Source organism: Pseudomonas sp. S2_F07 (assembly GCF_054668325.1).
The window spans coordinates 4,890,834-4,908,693 of the sequence record NZ_CP162758.1; the positions used below are offsets into that span (position 1 = coordinate 4,890,834).

General features: G+C 60.0%; 19 protein-coding genes. 14 read left to right on the forward strand and 5 right to left on the reverse strand.

Annotation, left to right across the window (positions count from 1 at the left end; genetic code table 11):
* Positions 1–3 precede the first annotated feature (3 nt).
* The 4 genes from AB4O40_RS22140 to AB4O40_RS22155 all read left to right on the forward strand — a co-directional run bounded on the left by AB4O40_RS22140 (position 4) and on the right by AB4O40_RS22155 (position 2,486).
* Complete coding sequence (locus AB4O40_RS22140; protein WP_056728483.1) at positions 4–630, forward strand: cytochrome o ubiquinol oxidase subunit III; 627 nt, start codon at positions 4–6, stop codon at positions 628–630.
* The gene (cyoD, locus tag AB4O40_RS22145) at positions 631–978 is read left to right on the forward strand and encodes a cytochrome o ubiquinol oxidase subunit IV (protein WP_056728485.1); all 348 of its coding nucleotides are present in this window, start codon (positions 631–633) and stop codon (positions 976–978) included.
* Between the two features lie 11 nt (positions 979–989).
* Complete coding sequence (gene cyoE / locus AB4O40_RS22150) at positions 990–1,877, forward strand: heme o synthase (RefSeq protein ID WP_030128697.1); 888 nt, start codon at positions 990–992, stop codon at positions 1,875–1,877.
* Positions 1,878–2,171: 294 nt separating this feature from the next.
* Entirely contained in the window at positions 2,172–2,486 is a 315-nt protein-coding gene (locus tag AB4O40_RS22155; protein WP_223542473.1) for a helix-turn-helix domain-containing protein, read from the forward strand.
* Positions 2,487–2,545: 59 nt separating this feature from the next.
* Here AB4O40_RS22155 and AB4O40_RS22160 read toward each other — a convergent pair whose 3' ends face one another.
* Both AB4O40_RS22160 and AB4O40_RS22165 read right to left on the reverse strand, forming a co-directional pair.
* Positions 2,546–2,824, reverse strand: coding sequence for a DUF3077 domain-containing protein (locus AB4O40_RS22160; RefSeq protein ID WP_409078283.1), 279 nt, complete (start codon positions 2,822–2,824; stop codon positions 2,546–2,548).
* 501 nt (positions 2,825–3,325) lie between these two features.
* Positions 3,326–4,744: an aminotransferase-like domain-containing protein gene (locus AB4O40_RS22165; protein WP_460053379.1), complete on the reverse strand. Its 1,419-nt coding sequence runs from the start codon at positions 4,742–4,744 to the stop codon at positions 3,326–3,328.
* A 148-nt stretch (positions 4,745–4,892) separates the two neighbouring features.
* On the opposite strand from AB4O40_RS22165, the gene AB4O40_RS22170 reads away from it, so the two are divergent.
* From AB4O40_RS22170 to AB4O40_RS22215, 10 genes are all read left to right on the forward strand, one after another.
* Positions 4,893–5,993 carry an MFS transporter gene (locus tag AB4O40_RS22170; RefSeq protein ID WP_223542470.1) on the forward strand — a complete coding sequence of 367 codons (1,101 nt, stop codon included), beginning with the start codon at positions 4,893–4,895 and terminating at the stop codon, positions 5,991–5,993.
* A gap of 42 nt (positions 5,994–6,035) precedes the next feature.
* Positions 6,036–7,316, forward strand: a complete 1,281-nt coding sequence (locus tag AB4O40_RS22175) for an ATP-grasp domain-containing protein (RefSeq protein WP_223542469.1) — start codon at positions 6,036–6,038, stop codon at positions 7,314–7,316.
* Positions 7,317–7,367: 51 nt separating this feature from the next.
* The gene (locus AB4O40_RS22180) at positions 7,368–7,862 is read left to right on the forward strand and encodes a RidA family protein (protein WP_008018868.1); all 495 of its coding nucleotides are present in this window, start codon (positions 7,368–7,370) and stop codon (positions 7,860–7,862) included.
* A gap of 83 nt (positions 7,863–7,945) precedes the next feature.
* Positions 7,946–8,431 (forward strand): cupin domain-containing protein, encoded by a 486-nt coding sequence (locus tag AB4O40_RS22185; protein WP_056728500.1) that lies wholly within the window; start codon positions 7,946–7,948, stop codon positions 8,429–8,431.
* Positions 8,432–8,677: 246 nt separating this feature from the next.
* Entirely contained in the window at positions 8,678–9,322 is a 645-nt protein-coding gene (gene yfcF / locus AB4O40_RS22190) for a glutathione transferase (protein ID WP_056728502.1), read from the forward strand.
* Between the two features lie 32 nt (positions 9,323–9,354).
* Entirely contained in the window at positions 9,355–10,695 is a 1,341-nt protein-coding gene (locus tag AB4O40_RS22195) for a KamA family radical SAM protein (protein ID WP_460053374.1), read from the forward strand.
* A gap of 31 nt (positions 10,696–10,726) precedes the next feature.
* Positions 10,727–11,602 (forward strand): branched-chain amino acid aminotransferase, encoded by an 876-nt coding sequence (locus AB4O40_RS22200; protein ID WP_223542466.1) that lies wholly within the window; start codon positions 10,727–10,729, stop codon positions 11,600–11,602.
* A gap of 18 nt (positions 11,603–11,620) precedes the next feature.
* Complete coding sequence (locus tag AB4O40_RS22205) at positions 11,621–12,379, forward strand: TauD/TfdA family dioxygenase (RefSeq protein ID WP_223542465.1); 759 nt, start codon at positions 11,621–11,623, stop codon at positions 12,377–12,379.
* Positions 12,380–12,446: 67 nt separating this feature from the next.
* Positions 12,447–13,406: a diiron oxygenase gene (locus tag AB4O40_RS22210; RefSeq protein WP_056728508.1), complete on the forward strand. Its 960-nt coding sequence runs from the start codon at positions 12,447–12,449 to the stop codon at positions 13,404–13,406.
* A 14-nt stretch (positions 13,407–13,420) separates the two neighbouring features.
* Positions 13,421–14,221: an N-acyl homoserine lactonase family protein gene (locus AB4O40_RS22215; protein ID WP_460160111.1), complete on the forward strand. Its 801-nt coding sequence runs from the start codon at positions 13,421–13,423 to the stop codon at positions 14,219–14,221.
* Positions 14,222–14,335: 114 nt separating this feature from the next.
* Here the strand turns inward: AB4O40_RS22215 and AB4O40_RS22220 are convergent, their stop codons facing one another.
* The 3 genes from AB4O40_RS22220 to AB4O40_RS22230 form a co-directional block, all read right to left on the reverse strand.
* On the reverse strand, positions 14,336–15,763 hold the full coding sequence (locus AB4O40_RS22220; RefSeq protein ID WP_460053370.1) for an aminotransferase-like domain-containing protein: 1,428 nt from the start codon (positions 15,761–15,763) through the stop codon (positions 14,336–14,338).
* Between the two features lie 217 nt (positions 15,764–15,980).
* Positions 15,981–16,685 (reverse strand): hypothetical protein, encoded by a 705-nt coding sequence (locus AB4O40_RS22225; RefSeq protein ID WP_056728513.1) that lies wholly within the window; start codon positions 16,683–16,685, stop codon positions 15,981–15,983.
* A gap of 140 nt (positions 16,686–16,825) precedes the next feature.
* Positions 16,826–17,731 carry a LysR substrate-binding domain-containing protein gene (locus AB4O40_RS22230; RefSeq protein ID WP_056728515.1) on the reverse strand — a complete coding sequence of 302 codons (906 nt, stop codon included), beginning with the start codon at positions 17,729–17,731 and terminating at the stop codon, positions 16,826–16,828.
* Positions 17,732–17,860 lie beyond the last annotated feature (129 nt).

The window sequence follows — 17,860 nt, forward strand, 5'->3', positions numbered from 1 at the left end:
ACCATGTCGAACTTAGTGACCAATGCTGGACACACCCATGTCGATGGACATGGGCATGATGACCATCACCACGACTCGGGCGAGATGACCGTATTCGGTTTCTGGCTCTACCTGATGACCGACTGCATTCTGTTTGCGTCGATCTTCGCGGCGTACGCGGTACTGGTTAACAACGTAGCGGGTGGCCCGTCGGGCCACGACATCTTCGAACTGCCATACGTACTGGGCGAAACCGCCCTGCTGCTGTTCAGTTCGATCACCTACGGCTTCGCCATGCTGGCGTTCTTCCGTGGCAACAAGAAGCAGGTCCTGGGCTGGCTGGCCATGACCTTCCTGTTCGGTGCCGGCTTCATCGGCATGGAGATCAACGAGTTCCACATGTTGATCTCCGAGGGCTACGGCCCTAGCCGTTCCGGCTTCCTGTCCGGGTTCTTCACCCTGGTCGGCACCCACGGTCTGCACGTGACCAGCGGTCTGATCTGGATGGCGATCATGATGTATCAGGTGCAGAAAAACGGCCTGACGGCGACCAACAAGACCCGTCTGAGCTGCCTGAGCCTGTTCTGGCACTTCCTGGACGTCGTGTGGATCTGCGTATTCACCGTTGTTTATCTGATGGGGACTATGTAAATGGCTAACACAGCTCATTCCCAAAATGGCCATGACAGCCACGACGCCGGTCACGGCAGCGTCAAGTCCTACGGCATCGGTTTCATCCTGTCGGTGATCCTGACCCTGATCCCGTTCGGGCTGGTGATGTACCCGACGCTGCCGAAGTCGATCACCCTGATGATCGTCGTCGCGTTCGCAGTCATCCAGGTGCTGGTGCACCTGGTGTACTTCCTGCACCTGGACCGTTCGGCCGCGCAGCGTAACAACGTGATTGCGTTTGTCTTTGCCGCGATCGTGATTGTCCTGCTGGTTGGCTTGTCGCTGTGGATCATGTTCAGCATCCACACGTTCATGATGGCGAAGTGAGGTAGATCCGCATGTCCCTTAAGCACTTTATCCAAATCACCAAACCGGGGATCATTTTCGGTAACGTGCTTTCTGTGGCAGGCGGATTTTTCCTGGCCTCCAAAGGGCATGTCGATCTGGCCATCTTCCTGGCCGCCATGATCGGCACGTCCCTGGTGGTTGCCTCCGGTTGCGTGTTCAACAACTGCATCGACCGCGACATCGACATCAAGATGGAACGCACCAAGAACCGCGTGCTGGTCCAGGGCTTGATCTCCCTGAAACTGGCCCTGATCTATGCGACCGTCCTGGGTGTTGCCGGCGTTGCCCTGTTGTACAAGGTGGCCAACCCGTTGGCCGCGTTGTTCGCGGTAATCGGCTTCGTGATCTACGTCGGCTTCTACAGCCTGTACCTCAAGCGCAAGTCGGTTCACGGCACGCTGGTGGGCAGTCTGTCGGGTGCCATGCCGCCAGTGATCGGTTACGTCGCAGTCAGCAACACCTTCGACATGGCCGCGCTGACCCTGCTGGTGATGTTCAGCCTGTGGCAGATGCCGCATTCCTACGCCATCGCGATCTTTCGCTTCAACGATTACCTGGCCGCATCGATTCCGGTGCTGCCAGTGAAGCGCGGCATCCAGGTGGCCAAGAAGCACATCCTGCTCTACATCCTGGCCTTCCTCGTGGCGACCTTGATGCTGACCTTCAGCGGCTACGCCGGCATGAGCTACCTCGCCGTCGCCGCGGCCATGGGCATGTACTGGCTGTACATGGCCTGGACCGGCTACAAGGCAGTGGATGACACGGTCTGGGCACGCAAGCTGTTCGTGTTCTCGATCTTCACCATTACCGCGTTGAGCGTGATGATGTCCCTGGACTTCAAAGTGCCGAGCGAGTTGCTGCTGACGTACGCGCCTTAAGGTTTAGATGTTGTAACGAAAAGCCCCGCCTTCGAGAGAAGAGCGGGGCTTTTTATTGTTGTTTTCAAATGAATCGAGTTGCCGCCATCGCGAGCAAGCTCGCTCCCACATTGGACTAGCGTCATCGCTGATATCGAGCACGACGCGGACCCTGTGGGAGCGAGCTTGCTCGCGATGGCGGCGGCGCGGAGTACCTCGTTCATCGAAATTACAGCCCATCTCAAAGAGCACTCTTGGTTTGCTTAGCTATAAGCAAGTTGCCTATAGTTACAAGTCGATACCACGAGGTACCCCATGAAAAAACGCGACCTGTTTGCAGAGTTGATGCAGGGCGTTGATGAGATGGCGGCTCAACGCGAAGGCAAGATTACATTGCGCAATACGGTTGTGGAGGACATCCCTGCATCAGAGGTGGGGGCGCAAGAAATCGTTGCGCTACGGGAAAAGCTGCACATGTCCCAGGCTGTTTTCGCCAAGCGAATTCGAACCAGTCCCAGCACCCTGAGAAACTGGGAGCAGGAAAAGTCGAAGCCCAATGCTCAGGCCGCCTTGCTGATCAGGTTGGTTGAGAAGTTTCCGGATATGGTTGATCGACTGGCAGTCGTCTGATCACATCGTCGAATATCTGAAAAGCCCCGCGTTTCAAACGAAACGCGGGGCTTTTTCATTTATGTGCGGTTGTTACACGGTGCGTCGAGCACTTTCACCACGTCATCGATGATTGCCTTGCTCATGTCCTGCAAAAAGTGCGAGGCCCAGGCGTGCCGGTCGGAGTCGCGAACCATGGCGGCGTCTGAGGCGAGGAGTTTGGCGATATGGAGGAGGTCGGAGGCGTGGTAGAGGGCTTCGATCACCGGGACGCCGGCGTTGATGCGAAACAGTGGTTCGTTGGCGTGGTAGGAGAAGGGGGTGAGGCCGATGGTTTTGAGGTCTTGGGGATTGGTCATTGGGCTTCACCTCTTACTGGGCTGGAGGTGGAGGGGCATGACTGGTGTAGCAGACGGATCGATAGCGTTCATGAGTAAAACTCCCGTATAAAATTGAGAGCTACCACGTTCGTTCTCAGGCGAATGGGTGGCAGCTATGCGCGGGCTGAGAAACCGGAGATACAGGAATCCGGCAGACCCGAAGGTCTCCCACGCACAGCCGCCATTGCACGAGTGTGTAGACACAAAAAAGCGCCGGCAATCGTGATTGGTGGCGCTTGTGCGCCCGTATTTTACCCGGGTTCTCAGGCCCGGTCGCTGAATTGGCAGCGACCGGGCGAAGTTAGCCGGCAAGGATGAGGTCGGCAATCGTAGCGATCTGGTGGCCGGGGATGGCCGGGACACCGCAGACCCTGTGGGAGCGGGCTTGCCCGCGATGGCAGTGTGTTAGGCGACATTGATGCTGGATGTGACGGCCCCATCGCGGGCAAGCCCGCTCCCACAGGATTTGAGGCGTGTCGGTTATTTTTGGGCAGTGTCGAGCAACCGGAAAAACCGCTCCCGCACCTGCAAGCTGTCACTGTGAGCCACGTTGAATCGCAGGAACTGGCTGGCATCCGGCCCTTTGCTCAGCAAGGTGCCCGGTGCCAATACCATATTGTTCTCCAGCCCCTGGCGAGCCAGGTTCTCGGCGTGTAAACCCTCCGGCAACCGCGCCCAGATAAACACGCCTTCGCCGGGCAACGAGGAAAGCGAACACCCAGCCTCCGCAAGCCAACTCGCCACACGACTATTGGACTCATACAACCGATCCACCGTGCGCCGCGCATGCTTGGCATAGCTGCCGTCGCTGAGCATGGTGCAGGTGATCTGCTCTGCCAGCTCCGACGTTACCCCGCCGCAGGCCATTTTCAGGGCGACCATGCGCGCCGCCAGTTGCGGCGAGAGCACGGTGTAGCTGACGCGGCTGTTGGCGGTCAGGGTCTTGGAGAAACCGGAGACGTAACTCACATGATCCAACCCACTGGCGGCCAGACGCGGGGTGCGGCGTTGCTGGATGTCGCAGTACAGATCGTCTTCGACGATGTGCAAGCCATAACGGTGGCTCAGTTCCAGCAAGCGGTAGACCTGGGCCGGGGTGAACGAGTGACCGGTGGGGTTATGCAGCGTGCTGTTGGTCATGTACAGCACGGGTTTGTGGGCGATCAGCAGTTGCTCGAACGCGTCGAGGTCCATGCCGTCGCAATCCCGGGCGATGGTGATGACTTTGGCTCCATGCAACGCCAGGTTGGCGTGCATGTTGAAGTAGCAGGGGTCGTCGAGCAGCACGGTGTCGCCGGGTTTGACCAGCAGGCGCATCAGCAGGTCGATGGCCTGCATGGTGTTGGCGGTGGTGATGATCTGGTCCACCGACGCCTCGATGCCGAAGGTTGCCAGTTTGACCCGCAGGGCCTGGCGCAACGGTAAGTAACCGCCGGCTACGCCGTACTCGCCCATGCGCAACGAAGTTGCTCGCAGGGTAGCGCGCACGGCTTTCTGCAATTCTTCGGCGGGTAGCCACGAGGTTGGCAGAAAACCGCAGCCGGGGCGCAGCGCACCGTTGTCCAGCAGCAAGGCGCGACGAATCACGCTGAGGGTGTCCTGGGGTTGCAGGTCCGGGCCGGTGCCGCTTTTGAGCGCCGCTTCGGAGCGGTGCACGTAATGCCCGGAGCCCTGGCGAGACACCACCAGCCCCTTGGCGCGCATACGATCCAGGGCATCGACCACCGTGGACTTGCCCACGTTCATCAAGTCGGAGAGTTCGCGAATCGGCGGCAGCTTGGCGCCGTGGGGCAGGCCCCCGGTGCTGATGGCTTGCGTCAGCTGATCGACGATCTGCTGCACCAGCGGCGCGCCGGGCTGGAATTCAATGGCGGCGATGACTGCGCGTTGAACCTGCATTTTACTGGTCTCTCCGGCAGTAAAGTTCGTTGGATTCTATACGAACTTGCCCTGATCAGGACAAGCCTCTCTCTCTACCATGCTCTTACAGACTTTTCTGAATGTCGGCCTTTGTCGGCGGGCGTTCACCCGGTTCTTGAGGTGCTGCATGAGTGTCGAAACAGCGGTCGCGGTGGCTAAACCGGTCATTAACCTGCGGTTATTCACGATCCGGATCATCACCGCCGTCTCGCTGTTCGCGGTACTGGGCAAGGCCAACGTCTGGCTCGACACGGCCACCAACAGCATCCTGGCCCTTGGGTATCGCGCTTTGTTGCTGCTGTTGCCCCTGACTTTACTGGTGCTTGGCCGCCGTTCCCTGAGCGTCACCCTGCTGTGTGCCGGCCTTGGCCTGGTGCTGCTGGCGCTGACCAGCAATCAAGGCATGGTGATGTTTGCTGCCGCGCTGTTTGCCTACGGCATCGCCATTGCCGGTTACCTGATCAAGAGCGAAGCGGCCCAGACCAAGGAAGGCGCGGCCTACAACCGCGTGGCCATGAACATGGGCAGCCTGGTGGCCGGTTTGATCCTGCTGTCGCCGCTGCTCACGCCGACGATGTTTTTCCTTGGTGCGGCGGCCTTCGTTTTGCTGTGCCTGCCGATCGCCCTCGGCGCGACCTTCACCACCGAGCCGGTGGTCTCCCGCCCGGCCAGCCAGACCGGCAGCAACTGGGGCAACAAACTGCCCTGGGTGATCGCCGGCATCATCATGGGCATCAAGCTGTTCGGGGTGTTCTCGATCCTGCCACAGGCAATCCTGCTCAAGACCGGCGAACTGCCGGCCTGGTACGGCTTGATGCTGATCCTCAACAGCGCCGTGGTGGTGTTCGCCCAGGTGCCGGTGATGAAGCTGATCGAGCGCACCGGGCGCTTCAAGGTCGTGTCGGTGATCGCGATCATCGTCGGCGGTTTTGCGGTGCTGTCTTCGCCTGCAGCGTTCCACGTCGAAACCCTCGCCGGGGCGTTGGTCTGGGTGGCGCTGCTGTCCATCGCCGAATGCGCCTTCAGCTACCTCGATTACTTCTCGGTCAAGCAAAACAACATGTTCGTCAAGGAAGTGTCCCTGGGCGTCGGGGCCGGGCTGACCGTATTGATCATGCGGGTGGTGCCGGCGCCGTACAACGCGCTGGTGCTGGCCGCCATCGGTGCCGCTGGGATCCTGGCCTGGTACTGGTTCAACCGTAAATCCAATGCGTCGTTGCATGACTGAGTCATCGCCGTTGCGGTTTTCACCTTGCAGGTCGGGGGCATTATGAATACGACTTCATGCGTAGTAGTGGTCGGTTACAACGGCAATCGGGTGCACGACATCCAGAAGCTGCGCGAGCTGTGCAAGTCGCTCTACAACGCCAGGCTCATCCTGCTGGTCGAGAAAATTCAGCCCCACGACGACCAGGTGGCCGATCACGTCTGCAGCACTTCGCTGGCCGAAGACGATGTGGCGGCGTCCCTTGAACTGGTGGTGGGGTGCCTGAATGCCGACAGCTGGAAGCTGATCGGCGTACTGCCGTTCTCCGATCGCGGCGTGCTGCTCGGTGCAGCGCTGGCCACTCACTTCGGCCTGCCGGGCATTACCCCTGGCGAAGCGCGGGCGGGCCTGGACAAGCAGATCTTCCGCCAACTCGAAGCGACGGCCAGCAGTGCCCCCGAAGAATACCGGCCAGTGTTTTCCGCGCGGGTCGCAAGCCTGTCGGAACTGCGCCAGCGCGTCGTCGAACTGGGCGGAAAAGCCTTCATCAAGCCGGCCTGCGAAGGTGCGAGCCGGGGCTGTCGTGTCATCCACCACCCTTCGGAATGCGATGACGCCTGGCTCGCCCTGAAGCCTTACCGCGAAGGCGGCATCGTCCTTGAAGAGCTGGTGGAGAATGCCCGGGAATACAGTTGGGACTGTGTGGCCGGCAGCACCTGGGTGACGGAAAAAACCACCACCGAAGGCGCCTACCGCGCCGAGATCCAGCAAGTCGTGCCCGCACCGCTTGCGCCTGAGGTACAGGCGCGTTTGATGGCAGCCGGTCGGCATATGGCGGGCTTGGTATCCCTGGCCAATGGCGCCTGGCACAACGAAGTGTTCCTGCGCCGCGACAACCTGACCTCGGCCGTGGAAACCAACATGCGCCCCGGCGGCATGCACATCTGGGACCTGGCCAAACGCGCCTTCGTCAATTTCGATCCGTGGGAACGTTGGGTGCGCTGGGCAGTGGAAGGCCAGAGCGAACAGCACGAGCCAGTGGCCCGCGGTTATTGCGGCATCCGCCTGCTCAGGGCGCCGGCCGGCGGCATCCTGCGCGCAACGCCTGACATCGAGGCCCTGGCCCGCGCCCTGCGCATCGAGCTGGTGGAGGGGCAGTACGCCAGGCGTGTCGGTGACTCGGTCAGCGCGCAGATCAAGGACAACTTCTCATTCATCGGCCACATCGTGCTGTTCAACGAACACTACGGGCAACTGAGCAACGACCTGTTGCGCCTGACCGAGGCGATTGAGTCACGCATTGAGGTGACTTGCCTGGCACCGGCCACCCGCGCCGTGTGTTGAGCCGGCAAGCAACCGTTTTTTTTTGCATTACTGATCTAGAGGGTTCGATCAATGATCCAGCACATGACCTGCGATGAACGTTTCATCGCCCTGGCCAAAGAGTTTGGTTATGACATCTACGGCGAAAACACCGCAGGCGGACATTACGCGCCACTGATCCGTCATCACGATGAGCTGTACATCAGCGGCCTGGTGCCGCGCATGAACGGCAAGATCCATTACCCCGGCCGCGTCGGGCTGGATCTCACCATGGCCGATGCGCAAGCGGCCGCCAGCATCAGCGCGATGCGCGGGCTGGCGTTGATCGTCGATGCCATTGGCTCGCTGGACAAGATCAAGTCATTGATCCGGGTAACGGTCTATGTGAAGTCCACCGCGGACTTTGTCGATTTGAGTGAAGTGGCCAACGGCGCCTCGGATGTGTTCAGCCATGTGCTGGGCGATGCCGGTAAACATACCCGCACTACAGTGGGTGTTTATCAGTTACCCAAGAATGCGGCGATAGAAGTGGACATGATCGCCGCCTTGCGCCCATCGGTTTTGTAAGTTGTTTCCAGACTTTACAGTGCTGAATAGTTAACTTAAGGTTTGGCGCTAGAGTATGGGTAATAATAAAAAAGGGCGTGCGAATGGATAACTTTCAAGGTGCGTTTTTTTCATATAAGGACTTTCGTCAGAGCCTGCACCATCGAGCGCCAAGTCCCAAGGTATGGAAAGGCACTGAACTGGCGGGTATGCGTCAGACCCTTGAAGCCGGTGACGTTGATATTGTTGCGCTGGCTCACGACAAGAGCATTGCGGGCTGTGAAGTGACACCTGGCATGGCGATCGCCATGCAATGGCTGAACCCCGGCGTGACGCTCAACGGCCATGCCCATTCCTGGTGGCATCTGTTTGTCATCCAGTGCGGCAGCGGCGTGTTGACCCTCGGCGATGCCGACGGGGTCAATGTCAGCAATGGCGACGTGCTGCTGGTACCGGCCTGGACCAGACATGGCTTCGTCAACAGCAGCAGACACGAACCCCTGGCGATGCTGAACATGAGCAATATGCCGCAAATGGCACTGCTCTCGAACTTTGCCGACAGCCATGGCCTGATCACCACCCAACCGTAATTTTTCGGCGCATCAGCCGCCCAGGGAGCCCACCTTCGTCGGCTCCCTTTTTTTGTTTTTCAGACCTGCCCCGGTATCGCCTTTTGCAGCGTTATTACCGGGATTCTGGCTGCGTATCTGCCGCTGGAAAACAACTTTCTGTATCGATTGAAACGGACAAATTCTGTATCTATTCAGCCTTCATTCAACTAACTACGATCACTCCCAATGCACGTCAATCCCTGCAGTTGGTCAATGGAGTGTTCTATGGAAAACAGGAAGCTAAAACTGTATGTCGGCGCCGATCATGTCAGCGCCTTTGCGATGTCGGCTTTTGTGGCGCTCAAGGAAAAGCAACTTTCATTTGAACTGGTTACTGTTGATCTAAAAGCGCGCGAAAACTATCTGCCGAGTTATCGCGATCTTTCGCTGACCTGCAAGATTCCAACGTTGGTTCACGACGATTTTGCCTTGTCGGAATCATCGGCGATTGCCGAATACCTCGATGAACTCTCCCCGGGGCATAAAAAACTCTATCCGCAGGACCTCCGTCAGCGTGCCCGTGCCCGTCAATTGCAGGCCTGGTTGCGCAGTGACTTGCTGGTGGTGCGCAAGGAGCGCCCGTTTGACCTGGTGTACTTCGGCAAGAAAAACACCGCGCTTTCCGACGAGGCCCAAGCTGCCGTCGAGCGCCTGTTCTTCGTCGCCGGGCATTTGCTGGAGGAGGGCGCCGAGCATCTGTTCGGTGACTGGAGCATTGCCGACACCGACCTTGCAATCATGCTCAACCGACTGGTTGCCAACGGCGATCCGGTGCCTGCACGGCTCGCGGCGTATGTGCGCCGCCAGTGGGATCGCGACAGCGTCCGGGCGTGGATGGACATAGAGCGCAAAGCGCCGGCCATCGCGTAACGACACTCAGGGCAATCACCAGGAGCGCGGCCATGCAAGGACTGTCAGAGCACGAACGCTACAAACCCTATAACTCACGCACCATCCGCGACTCACCCTACTGGCACAAGCTGACGCCGGCGTTGCAGGAGGCCATGACCGTGGTGGCCCGGGTCATGCCGTTTCGCACCAACGAATACGTGCTGGGCACGTTGATCGACTGGAACAACATTCCGGACGATCCGGTTTTTCGCATGACCTTCCCCCACAAGGACATGTTGCTGGCGGAGGAATATGCCTCGCTCAAACAACTGATCGAACTGGATGACAGCGCAGCGATCAAGCGTCGGATCGAGGCGATCTGGCGGCGCATGAACCCGCATCCGGCCGGGCAGTTGACCCACAACGGAGTCACCCTCAATGGCAAAGTCCTGCCGGGCATCCAGCACAAGTACCGCGAGACCGTGCTGTTTTTCCCCGGTGCCGGTCAGACCTGTCACGCGTACTGCACCTTCTGTTTCCGCTGGGCGCAGTTCATCGGCGAAGAAGAGCTCAAGTTCAATGCCCGCGAGTCCCAGGAGCTGGTCAGTTACCTGAGGGTGCACAGCGAAGTGACCGACGTGCTGATTACCGGCGGCGACCCGATGATCATGAACACCCGCTCCCTGGCCGGTTACATCGAGCCGCTGTTGGATTTGCCACACCTGAAGAACATCCGCATCGGCACCAAGTCCGTGGCGTACTGGCCGCAGCGTTTTGTCAGTGACAAGGATGCGCCTGAACTGCTGGAGCTGTTCCAGCGCATCGTCGCGGCGGGGAAAAACCTGTCGATCATGGGCCACTACAACCACCCCGTGGAGATCCGTCAGACCATCGCCCGCCAAGCCATCGAGCGCATTCGCTCGACGGGCGCGACGGTGCGCATGCAGGCGCCGCTGATCCGTCACATCAACGAAAACCCCGCCGATTGGGCCGCGCTGTGGACCGAAGGGGTACGGCTTGGGGCCGTGCCTTATTACATGTTCGTCGAGCGCGATACCGGCCCCAGCCACTATTTCGCGATGCCGCTGGCCGGGGCCTTCGAGATCTTCCAGGCGGCGTACCGCACGGTGTCGGGGCTTGCGCGCACGGTGCGCGGGCCGTCCATGAGCACCTTCTACGGCAAGGTGTTGATCAACGGCATCGAGACCGTCGCCGGGGAAAAGGTTTTCGTCTTGCAGTTCCTCCAGGCACGCAATCCGCAATGGGTGTTGCGCACCTTCTACGCGCGCTTCGATCCGCACGTGACCTGGTTCGACGACTTGCAACCGGCCTTCGGCGAGCGTTCGTTCTTCTTTCAGACCGAGCTCACCGCCGTGCCGGAATTGATACCCGTGTTGCTGGAAACGGCGTAGGAAAAATCATGAACAATGGGGAGATATGGATATGAGCAGTATCCCGTTTGATCAGCGCGAGGGCGTTATCTGGCTCGACGGTGAGTTCGTCGAGTGGTCCCGGGCGCAGTTGCATGTGCTGACCCATGGCCTGCATTACGCGAGCACCGTGTATGAAGGCGAGCGGGTCTACAACGGCAGGATCTTCAAGCTGCGCGAACACAGCGAGCGCTTGTATCGCTCGGCGCAACTGATGGACTTTGCCATCCCCTTTGAGCTGGCTGAACTGGAGGCGGCCAGCCACGAACTGCTGCAACGCAACCAGGTCGTTGACGGTTATCTGCGCCCAGTGGCCTGGCGCGGCAGCGAGATGATTTCCACCTCGGCGCGTTTCAACCGTGTGCACGTGGCCATCGCCTGCTGGCAATGGCCGAGCTATTTCGACCCGGCGGCGCGCATGGCCGGCATCCGCTTGAAAACCGCGAGCTGGCGTCGTCCGCCACCGAGCAGCAGCCCCTTCGAAGCCAAGGCCTCCGGGCATTACCAGATCGCCACGCTGAGCAAGCACGACGCCGAGAACACGGGCTACCACGATGCGCTGATGCTCGACTGGCGTGGCCATGTTGCCGAAGCCACCAGCGCCAATGTGTTCTTCGTCAAAGGCCGGACGCTGCACACGCCGCTGCCGGAATGTTTCCTCAACGGCATCACCCGCCAGACGGTGATCGAACTGGCCAGGGCGCTGGACTACCAGGTGGTCGAACGCACGATTCTGCCTACGGAGCTTGGCGACTTCGATGAGTGTTTTCTCACCGGCACCGCCGCCGAAATTACCCCGGTGCAGAGCATCGACGAGCAGCGCTATCGACCGGGTGACGCCTGCCGCGACTTCATTGCCGCGTACACCTCAACCGTCAACGCCGGATAACCCGCCAGGAATCTCACCATGTCAGACCAAGGGATTGTTGCGTCTCAACCTTGCATTTCGCTCGGCCATCGTCATGAAGAACTGTCGACGTTGGGCTGGACGGTGTTGACCCCGGACGAATTTGCCGATGATGTCGTAGGCACCTTGAGCGAATTCGGCCCGATTATTCCGCAGTTCAACGGCCAGATGGCCTTTGCCATTACCCGCAAGCCGGGTTACGAAGACTTGCCGTATTCCCAGAGCATGAACGGCATCGGCCCGCACACTGAAGCGCCAGTGTACGGGCCGCCGCCGCGCTACCTGGCGTTGCATTGCCATAAACAGGCCACGTGCGGCGGTGGGCACACCGGTTTGGTGGACGGTTATGAATTTCTCAAGTTCCTGGAGCGCAGTGAACCAGAACTGCGTGAGTGGCTGGATGACTCGCCGGTAGAATTTGTCGCCACCGCCAAACCGGGTGAACCGGGACAGCGGCGGGTCAAGGAATACATCCTCACGCCTACGCAAGACGGGGATATTTTCCGCTTCAGCTACAACCAGTTTCACTACGGCGACGTGAATCCGTCCAGGGAAGCCCTGCAGCAATCGCTGGTGACCAACAGCACCTCGCCACTGGCCAGGTTTGCCGTGCTCGGTGAAGCGTACTTCGTCGAGCACAACATTGCGGTGCTGATTCCCGACGGGTGCCTGCTGATTTGGGACAACTGGCGAATGATCCACGCCCGCAGTCGTTACACTGACCCGGCGCGCAACCTGACCCGCTATTGGCTGGCCTGATTTTTCCGTCGCCCTTCATTCTTTTGGCGTACCCCTTGGCGGGTACGCGTCTTACAGGTATCGCGTCATGCAGACAGCAATCGAGATCGCCCAGGTCGATCATCAACTGATCGTGCGGCTCAACCAGGGCTGGACCAAGCGCGCCTCCGTTTGTGATCCGGACAGGGCCCGGATCAACGAAGTGTTTGACCCGCTACGACCGGATTACCCGGAGTGCATGGTGCCGTTCTTCCACCATCCGAAATTCCAGGCCTTGAGCGACGAACTCAAAAGCAGCGTGGTGACCTGGGGCTGGATCGGCTACAACCTGCGCACCATCACCGCCGAAGAACATGTGGTCAATCCGGCGCTGAGCGTCATCGCCAATCAGTACCTGGGCAAGGATGACTGGCATTTTCGCGAGGCCATGCAACAGACCCTGATCGACGAGCACTACCACACGCTGATGCACCTGCGGGCCATCGAGCGGACCAAGCTCGACCGGGCGCTGGATCAGGATCTGGACTTGCCGCCGTCCGTCACGTACCTGCGCCTGAAGGCCCAGCGTGAAGCACTGCCCGAGCAATGGCAGCGGGATCTGGCGGCGATCACTTTTGCGGTGGTGGCCGAGATCAGCGTCAACGCCTATCTGGACTTGCTGGCGGACGACCAGACCATCCAGCCGCAGAACCGCCGGGTGGCCGAACTGCACAACCGTGATGAGTACGCCCACAGCAAGGTGCTGGCCGAAGTGTCCAAGGTCATGTACGCGAACATGCAGCCCATGCAGCGGGAATTTTTCGCACGCAACCTGTCGGTGGCGCTGAGTGCTTTTATCGCTCAGGACTACTCGATGTGGGAGGCGATTCTGACGCAGCTCGGGGTCGAGGATGCGGCGCTGATCATTGCCGACACCCGCGAGAGCAACAAGAGCGCGACCATCATGCGCGACTACAGCGGCCTGCATAAGCTGGCTCAGGACCTGGGCATCAGCGAGCAGATCGATTTCGATTTCCGCCCGACCCTCAAAACCACGGCGGTCGCCTGAACCCGGAGGTGTCCATGTCTGCTCCTGTGTACGAAGTGTTCGCTATTCGCGTCGGCGCAAACGCCCAGCGCAGCGCCGGGGAGAACTTTCTCTACGACGCCTGCTGCGGTGATCCGAATGCACCGATGCCGCTGGACTACTACTTCTGGGTCATCCGCAACGAGCAGCAGGTGATCGTGGTCGACACCTGTTTCCAACCGGCCACGGCGCACCGGCGCAATCGCCAGATGTATCGCCTGCCGGAAGAGTCCCTGCGGCAACTGGACATCGATCCGGCCCGGGTCGAGCATCTGATCCTGACCCATTTGCACTGGGATCATGCCGGTAACCTCGGGCTGTTCCCGAAGGCGAGCGTGCATCTGCAGGAAGCGGAACTGCGTTTCTGCACCGGGCCGAAAATGGCTCATCGCACGGTGAACAAAACCTACGAAGTCGAGGACGTGATGTCGGCGTTGCCGCCGCTGTTCGAAGGGCGGATGCGTTTGCACAATGGTGTTGTCGAGGTCGTTGCGGGCGTGACCTTGCACCCGGTGGGCGGACATACGCCGGGCAGTCAGGTGGTGCGGGTGAACACCGAGCGCGGCTGGATCGTGCTGGCCTCGGATGCCGCGCATTTGTGGGTCAACATTCGCGAGCGCAGTCCGTTTCCGATTCTCGATGACCTGGCGCAAACCCTCGAAGCCTTCACCGAAATCGACCGCCTGGCCGGCAGCGAAGACCACGTCATCCCCGGCCACGACCCGCTGATCGCCGAGCGTTTCCCGCACTGGAATGACGACCCGCATATCATTTGCCTGCACCAGAATCCGCTCTGAAGATCACCCGAAAACCTGTGGGAGCGGGCTTGCTCGCGAAGGCGGCAGCACATTCAACATTGATGTGACAGACACACCGCCATCGCGAGCAAGCTCGCTCCCACAGGATCGCGTTCAACCTTGATGTAGCAAGCGCCCCAAGGTCTGCACGGCCTCGTCAATCCGCGGCGAGAACGGCGCGCCACAGCCAATGCGCACAAAGTGATCGAAACGCCCGGCATTGGAAAAGATATCCCCAGGGGAAATCTGGATGCCGACCTTCAACGCATCATGAAAAAACGTCATCGATGAATACCGGCGAGGCAGTTCCACCCATAACAGCGTGCCGCCCTGGGGGTTGGTCACGTGGGTGCCGAGGGGGAAGTGGCGAATGATCGCCTCGCTCATCTGTTGACGTTGTTGGGTCAGGGCTTTCCTCAACCGCCGCAGGTAGCGCTCGTAGGACGGTGTGCGCATGAATTCGCTGGCCGCCAGTTGCGACAACGCCTCGCACCCTCGTGACTGCGCGTGCTTGAGCATCTCCACACGGTCGTGCCATTTGCCGGCACTGATCCAGCCCAGGCGCATGCCCGGTGCCAGGGTTTTGTTAAGCGAGGCGCAATGGATCACGTTATCGGTGCTATCCCAATGTTTGAGCGTGGACAGCGGCTGCTCGGTGTCCACCAGGTCGCCGTAAGTGTCGTCTTCGATCAGCACGGTGTCGTGCTCGGCGCACAGTTTCACCAGCCGCGCCTTGTTGGCGTCGGGCATGATGCTGCCCAACGGGTTTTGCAGGTTGGGAATGACGATCAGCGCCTTGATCCGCTCGGGGCCTTGCAGCAGCCGTTGCAGGGCCTGCAGATTGAGCCCGGTGTGGGCCGAGGCCGGGACTTCCAGCACGTGCAGGTTCAGGCTTTCGAGAATTTGCAGCAGACCGTAGAAGGTCGGTGACTCCACGGCCACGGTGTCGCCAGGGCGGGTGACCGCACGCAAGGCCAGGTTGATCGCTTCGGTGGCGCCGTTGGTGATCACGATCCGCTCGGGGGGCAGGTGAGTCTTGCTGGCCAGAGCACGCCGGGCCAGGATATTGCGCAGTGCGCTGTTGCCGCAGGCGCCGCCCGCGGTACCGAGCAGGCAGGCGTCGTGGCGCAGCGCCTTGATCATGTTGTCTTGCAAGGTCTTGAGTGGGTAAAGCTCAGGCGCGCAGTAGGCGCTGGCGAAGTTGACCTTGATCGTCGCGCGCTGACTGGCCTTGAGCACCGCGCAGACCTGTTCATGAATGCCGACATATGCGCGGATATCCAGCGCTGGCGCCAGGGCGATCGGGGCGGGCCTGGACAGGGTGTCGGGCTTGCGAATGTAGTTGCCGGAGCGCGGCCGGGCTTCCAGCACACCGCAGTCTTCCAGCTCCCGGCACACCTGCACGGCGGTCGACAGGCTGACGGCGTGTTTTTCCATCATCAAGCGGATCGAGGGCAGGCGTTCACCGGTTTTCAGGGTGCCGCTGCGGATAGCGTCCAGGTAGTGGTTGGCCAACTGGCGATACAAGGGGGGCGTGTTCATGATGACCTCGGCAGTTGCACCACTGAGGACTGGGCTGGAAAGTGAGTTGACGCTCCCCGCAGGCGGACCCGTGGTGCTCATGGGTGAAGGGAAGTGGTGTTCTGCGTCGATACTGGAAGAGTAATCGCGGTTTTGCCCGAATCACGGGCAATAAAAAGCCCCGCTCTGATGGCGGGGCTCTTGAGTCAGTCGCTGAAGACCTTGTGGCGAGGTCGCCTTACTGCGCGGCGATGGAGTAACCATCGAACGCGGTCTGCTGCTGCAGGGCAGTAATGATGTTCTTGCGGTTGACCGCTTGCTCGGCGCCGCTGTTGTCCAGGAACGTTTCGCTTTCCAGTTCCGCTTCGTCGCCTTCGCCAACGAAGGTGAAACCGAGGAATTCCAGGGCTTCACGGTCGACGTTCAGGCGCGAGCGCGGGGTGCGCAGCGGCAAGGTGACGCTCATGCCGTCCTTGCTGATGGTGAACACTTCGACTTCTTTCTTGGCCTTGGCGGCTTTGCTCTTGCCGCCGCTCGGGTTGCTGATGGCCTGGTGGGTCTGGTTCAGCACCTTCAGGGCCAGGCCGTAGACGATTTCCTGGAACGCCGGGTCGTCCTTGAAGCTGGACAGGATGCGGCTGATCGGGAATTTGCTGCTCAAGTCTTCGAGGGCGGCGATGTCCGCGGCCTCGGCGTCCTTGAGTTGCTTGAGCTGGCCCATCAGTTCGTAGGCTTTGTCATCGTCGAAGCTGTCGTGGGCCTGACGGATGGCGGCACGCAGTTCGCGGATCTGGTCGCTTTCGCGGGTGGACTGGAAAGCGTCCAGCACCATCTCGCTGATGGTTTTTGCCTGAGGCACGTGTTGTGAAAGATTGATGGAGTTTTCGTATTCCGCTTTGGACGACAGGGTGGCTACGGTTTCAGCGGTATTGGAATCGGACATTGAAATTTCACTACTTCTATAACTTGAATTGGGGCGAGAAAGCCCGGGGGCTTTTTCAGGTCGCCTAATCTATTGGACCGGGGCGGCGTTGTCACGGATCAACGGGCGGCTGGTCATTTATTTGCCTTTCTGCGGAAGCGTTACAGGGTGTCCTGCCAGGTCTGGCGGGACGATTGCAGTTGCGTCTTGACCCAGTTGCTGAAGGCCTGGACTACCGCGCGGTCCGCCTTTTGCGGGTCGGTGGCCAGGTAGTAACCACGGTGCAGATCAATGCTGATGTCGAACGGTCGCACCAGCAAACCCTTGGAAAGGGCATCGCCACTGATCAGGGTGTCGCCAATCGCGATGCCCTGGCCGGCAATGCAGGCGGACTGTGCGCAGTGGGCATCGGAGAACAGGATGCCGCTCAACGCATTGACCCCCGAAGCGCCGGCGGCGGTCAGCCAGATGCGCCAGTCCGAGTAGTCGGTCATGTGCAGCAAGGGGTAAGTGCTGAGCTCCTGCGGGTTTTTCAGTCCGCCCAGGGCGTTGATCAGGCGTGGGCTGCACACCGGGAAGAAGCGCAAAGCCACAATCTCTTCAACATTCATTTGCGGCCAGTCGCCGATCCCGTAGGCGATGAACAGATCGACGTTGGGGTTGTTGGTGTCGTCCGGCGTGCGCGGGGAAATCAGCTGCAACTGCACTTGCGGGTACTGCCGCAAAAACGCACCGATGTGGTGGCACAGCCAATAGGTGGCGAACCCCGGCGCGCAACTGACGCACAGCCGGCCGGAGATTTCCTGGTCGTCGATCAACTGCCCGGCATCGAGCAGGTTCAGCAGAATTGCGTGCACCTCCCGCGCATAACGCTCGCCCTGGTACGTCAGGCCAATGCCACGGCCGATCCGTTCGGTCAGGGCGAAGCCGACACACTCCTCCAGCTTGCTGATCTGGTGGCTGATGGCGCTGCGAGTCAGGTTCAGCTCACGGGCCGCGACCGACACGCTGCCTGTGCGGGCAACCGCATCCAGCGCACGAAGGGCTGTCATCGAAGGAAATCGCATAAATCATCCCGTTCAAAGGTGGAAGAAAGGCCTGCAGATACCGATCACTGGTGGCTTCCCTTATGGTGAGGTAAATCGAACAGTCAGGCCAAAAAAATCGATTGTTGTATCGGTTGATTCAACAATACT

What these genes read in the sequence shown, in the direction of transcription:
- AB4O40_RS22140 (WP_056728483.1), top strand. Translation starts at nt 4, where the DNA reads ATGTCGAACTTAGTGACCAATGCTGGACACACCCATGTCGATGGACAT.
- cyoD (WP_056728485.1), top strand. Translation starts at nt 631, where the DNA reads ATGGCTAACACAGCTCATTCCCAAAATGGCCATGACAGCCACGACGCC.
- cyoE (WP_030128697.1), top strand. Translation starts at nt 990, where the DNA reads ATGTCCCTTAAGCACTTTATCCAAATCACCAAACCGGGGATCATTTTC.
- AB4O40_RS22155 (WP_223542473.1), top strand. Translation starts at nt 2,172, where the DNA reads ATGAAAAAACGCGACCTGTTTGCAGAGTTGATGCAGGGCGTTGATGAG.
- AB4O40_RS22160 (WP_409078283.1), bottom strand. Translation starts at nt 2,824, where the DNA reads ATGACCAATCCCCAAGACCTCAAAACCATCGGCCTCACCCCCTTCTCC.
- AB4O40_RS22165 (WP_460053379.1), bottom strand. Translation starts at nt 4,744, where the DNA reads ATGCAGGTTCAACGCGCAGTCATCGCCGCCATTGAATTCCAGCCCGGC.
- AB4O40_RS22170 (WP_223542470.1), top strand. Translation starts at nt 4,893, where the DNA reads ATGAGTGTCGAAACAGCGGTCGCGGTGGCTAAACCGGTCATTAACCTG.
- AB4O40_RS22175 (WP_223542469.1), top strand. Translation starts at nt 6,036, where the DNA reads ATGAATACGACTTCATGCGTAGTAGTGGTCGGTTACAACGGCAATCGG.
- AB4O40_RS22180 (WP_008018868.1), top strand. Translation starts at nt 7,368, where the DNA reads ATGATCCAGCACATGACCTGCGATGAACGTTTCATCGCCCTGGCCAAA.
- AB4O40_RS22185 (WP_056728500.1), top strand. Translation starts at nt 7,946, where the DNA reads ATGGATAACTTTCAAGGTGCGTTTTTTTCATATAAGGACTTTCGTCAG.
- yfcF (WP_056728502.1), top strand. Translation starts at nt 8,678, where the DNA reads ATGGAAAACAGGAAGCTAAAACTGTATGTCGGCGCCGATCATGTCAGC.
- AB4O40_RS22195 (WP_460053374.1), top strand. Translation starts at nt 9,355, where the DNA reads ATGCAAGGACTGTCAGAGCACGAACGCTACAAACCCTATAACTCACGC.
- AB4O40_RS22200 (WP_223542466.1), top strand. Translation starts at nt 10,727, where the DNA reads ATGAGCAGTATCCCGTTTGATCAGCGCGAGGGCGTTATCTGGCTCGAC.
- AB4O40_RS22205 (WP_223542465.1), top strand. Translation starts at nt 11,621, where the DNA reads ATGTCAGACCAAGGGATTGTTGCGTCTCAACCTTGCATTTCGCTCGGC.
- AB4O40_RS22210 (WP_056728508.1), top strand. Translation starts at nt 12,447, where the DNA reads ATGCAGACAGCAATCGAGATCGCCCAGGTCGATCATCAACTGATCGTG.
- AB4O40_RS22215 (WP_460160111.1), top strand. Translation starts at nt 13,421, where the DNA reads ATGTCTGCTCCTGTGTACGAAGTGTTCGCTATTCGCGTCGGCGCAAAC.
- AB4O40_RS22220 (WP_460053370.1), bottom strand. Translation starts at nt 15,763, where the DNA reads ATGAACACGCCCCCCTTGTATCGCCAGTTGGCCAACCACTACCTGGAC.
- AB4O40_RS22225 (WP_056728513.1), bottom strand. Translation starts at nt 16,685, where the DNA reads ATGTCCGATTCCAATACCGCTGAAACCGTAGCCACCCTGTCGTCCAAA.
- AB4O40_RS22230 (WP_056728515.1), bottom strand. Translation starts at nt 17,731, where the DNA reads ATGCGATTTCCTTCGATGACAGCCCTTCGTGCGCTGGATGCGGTTGCC.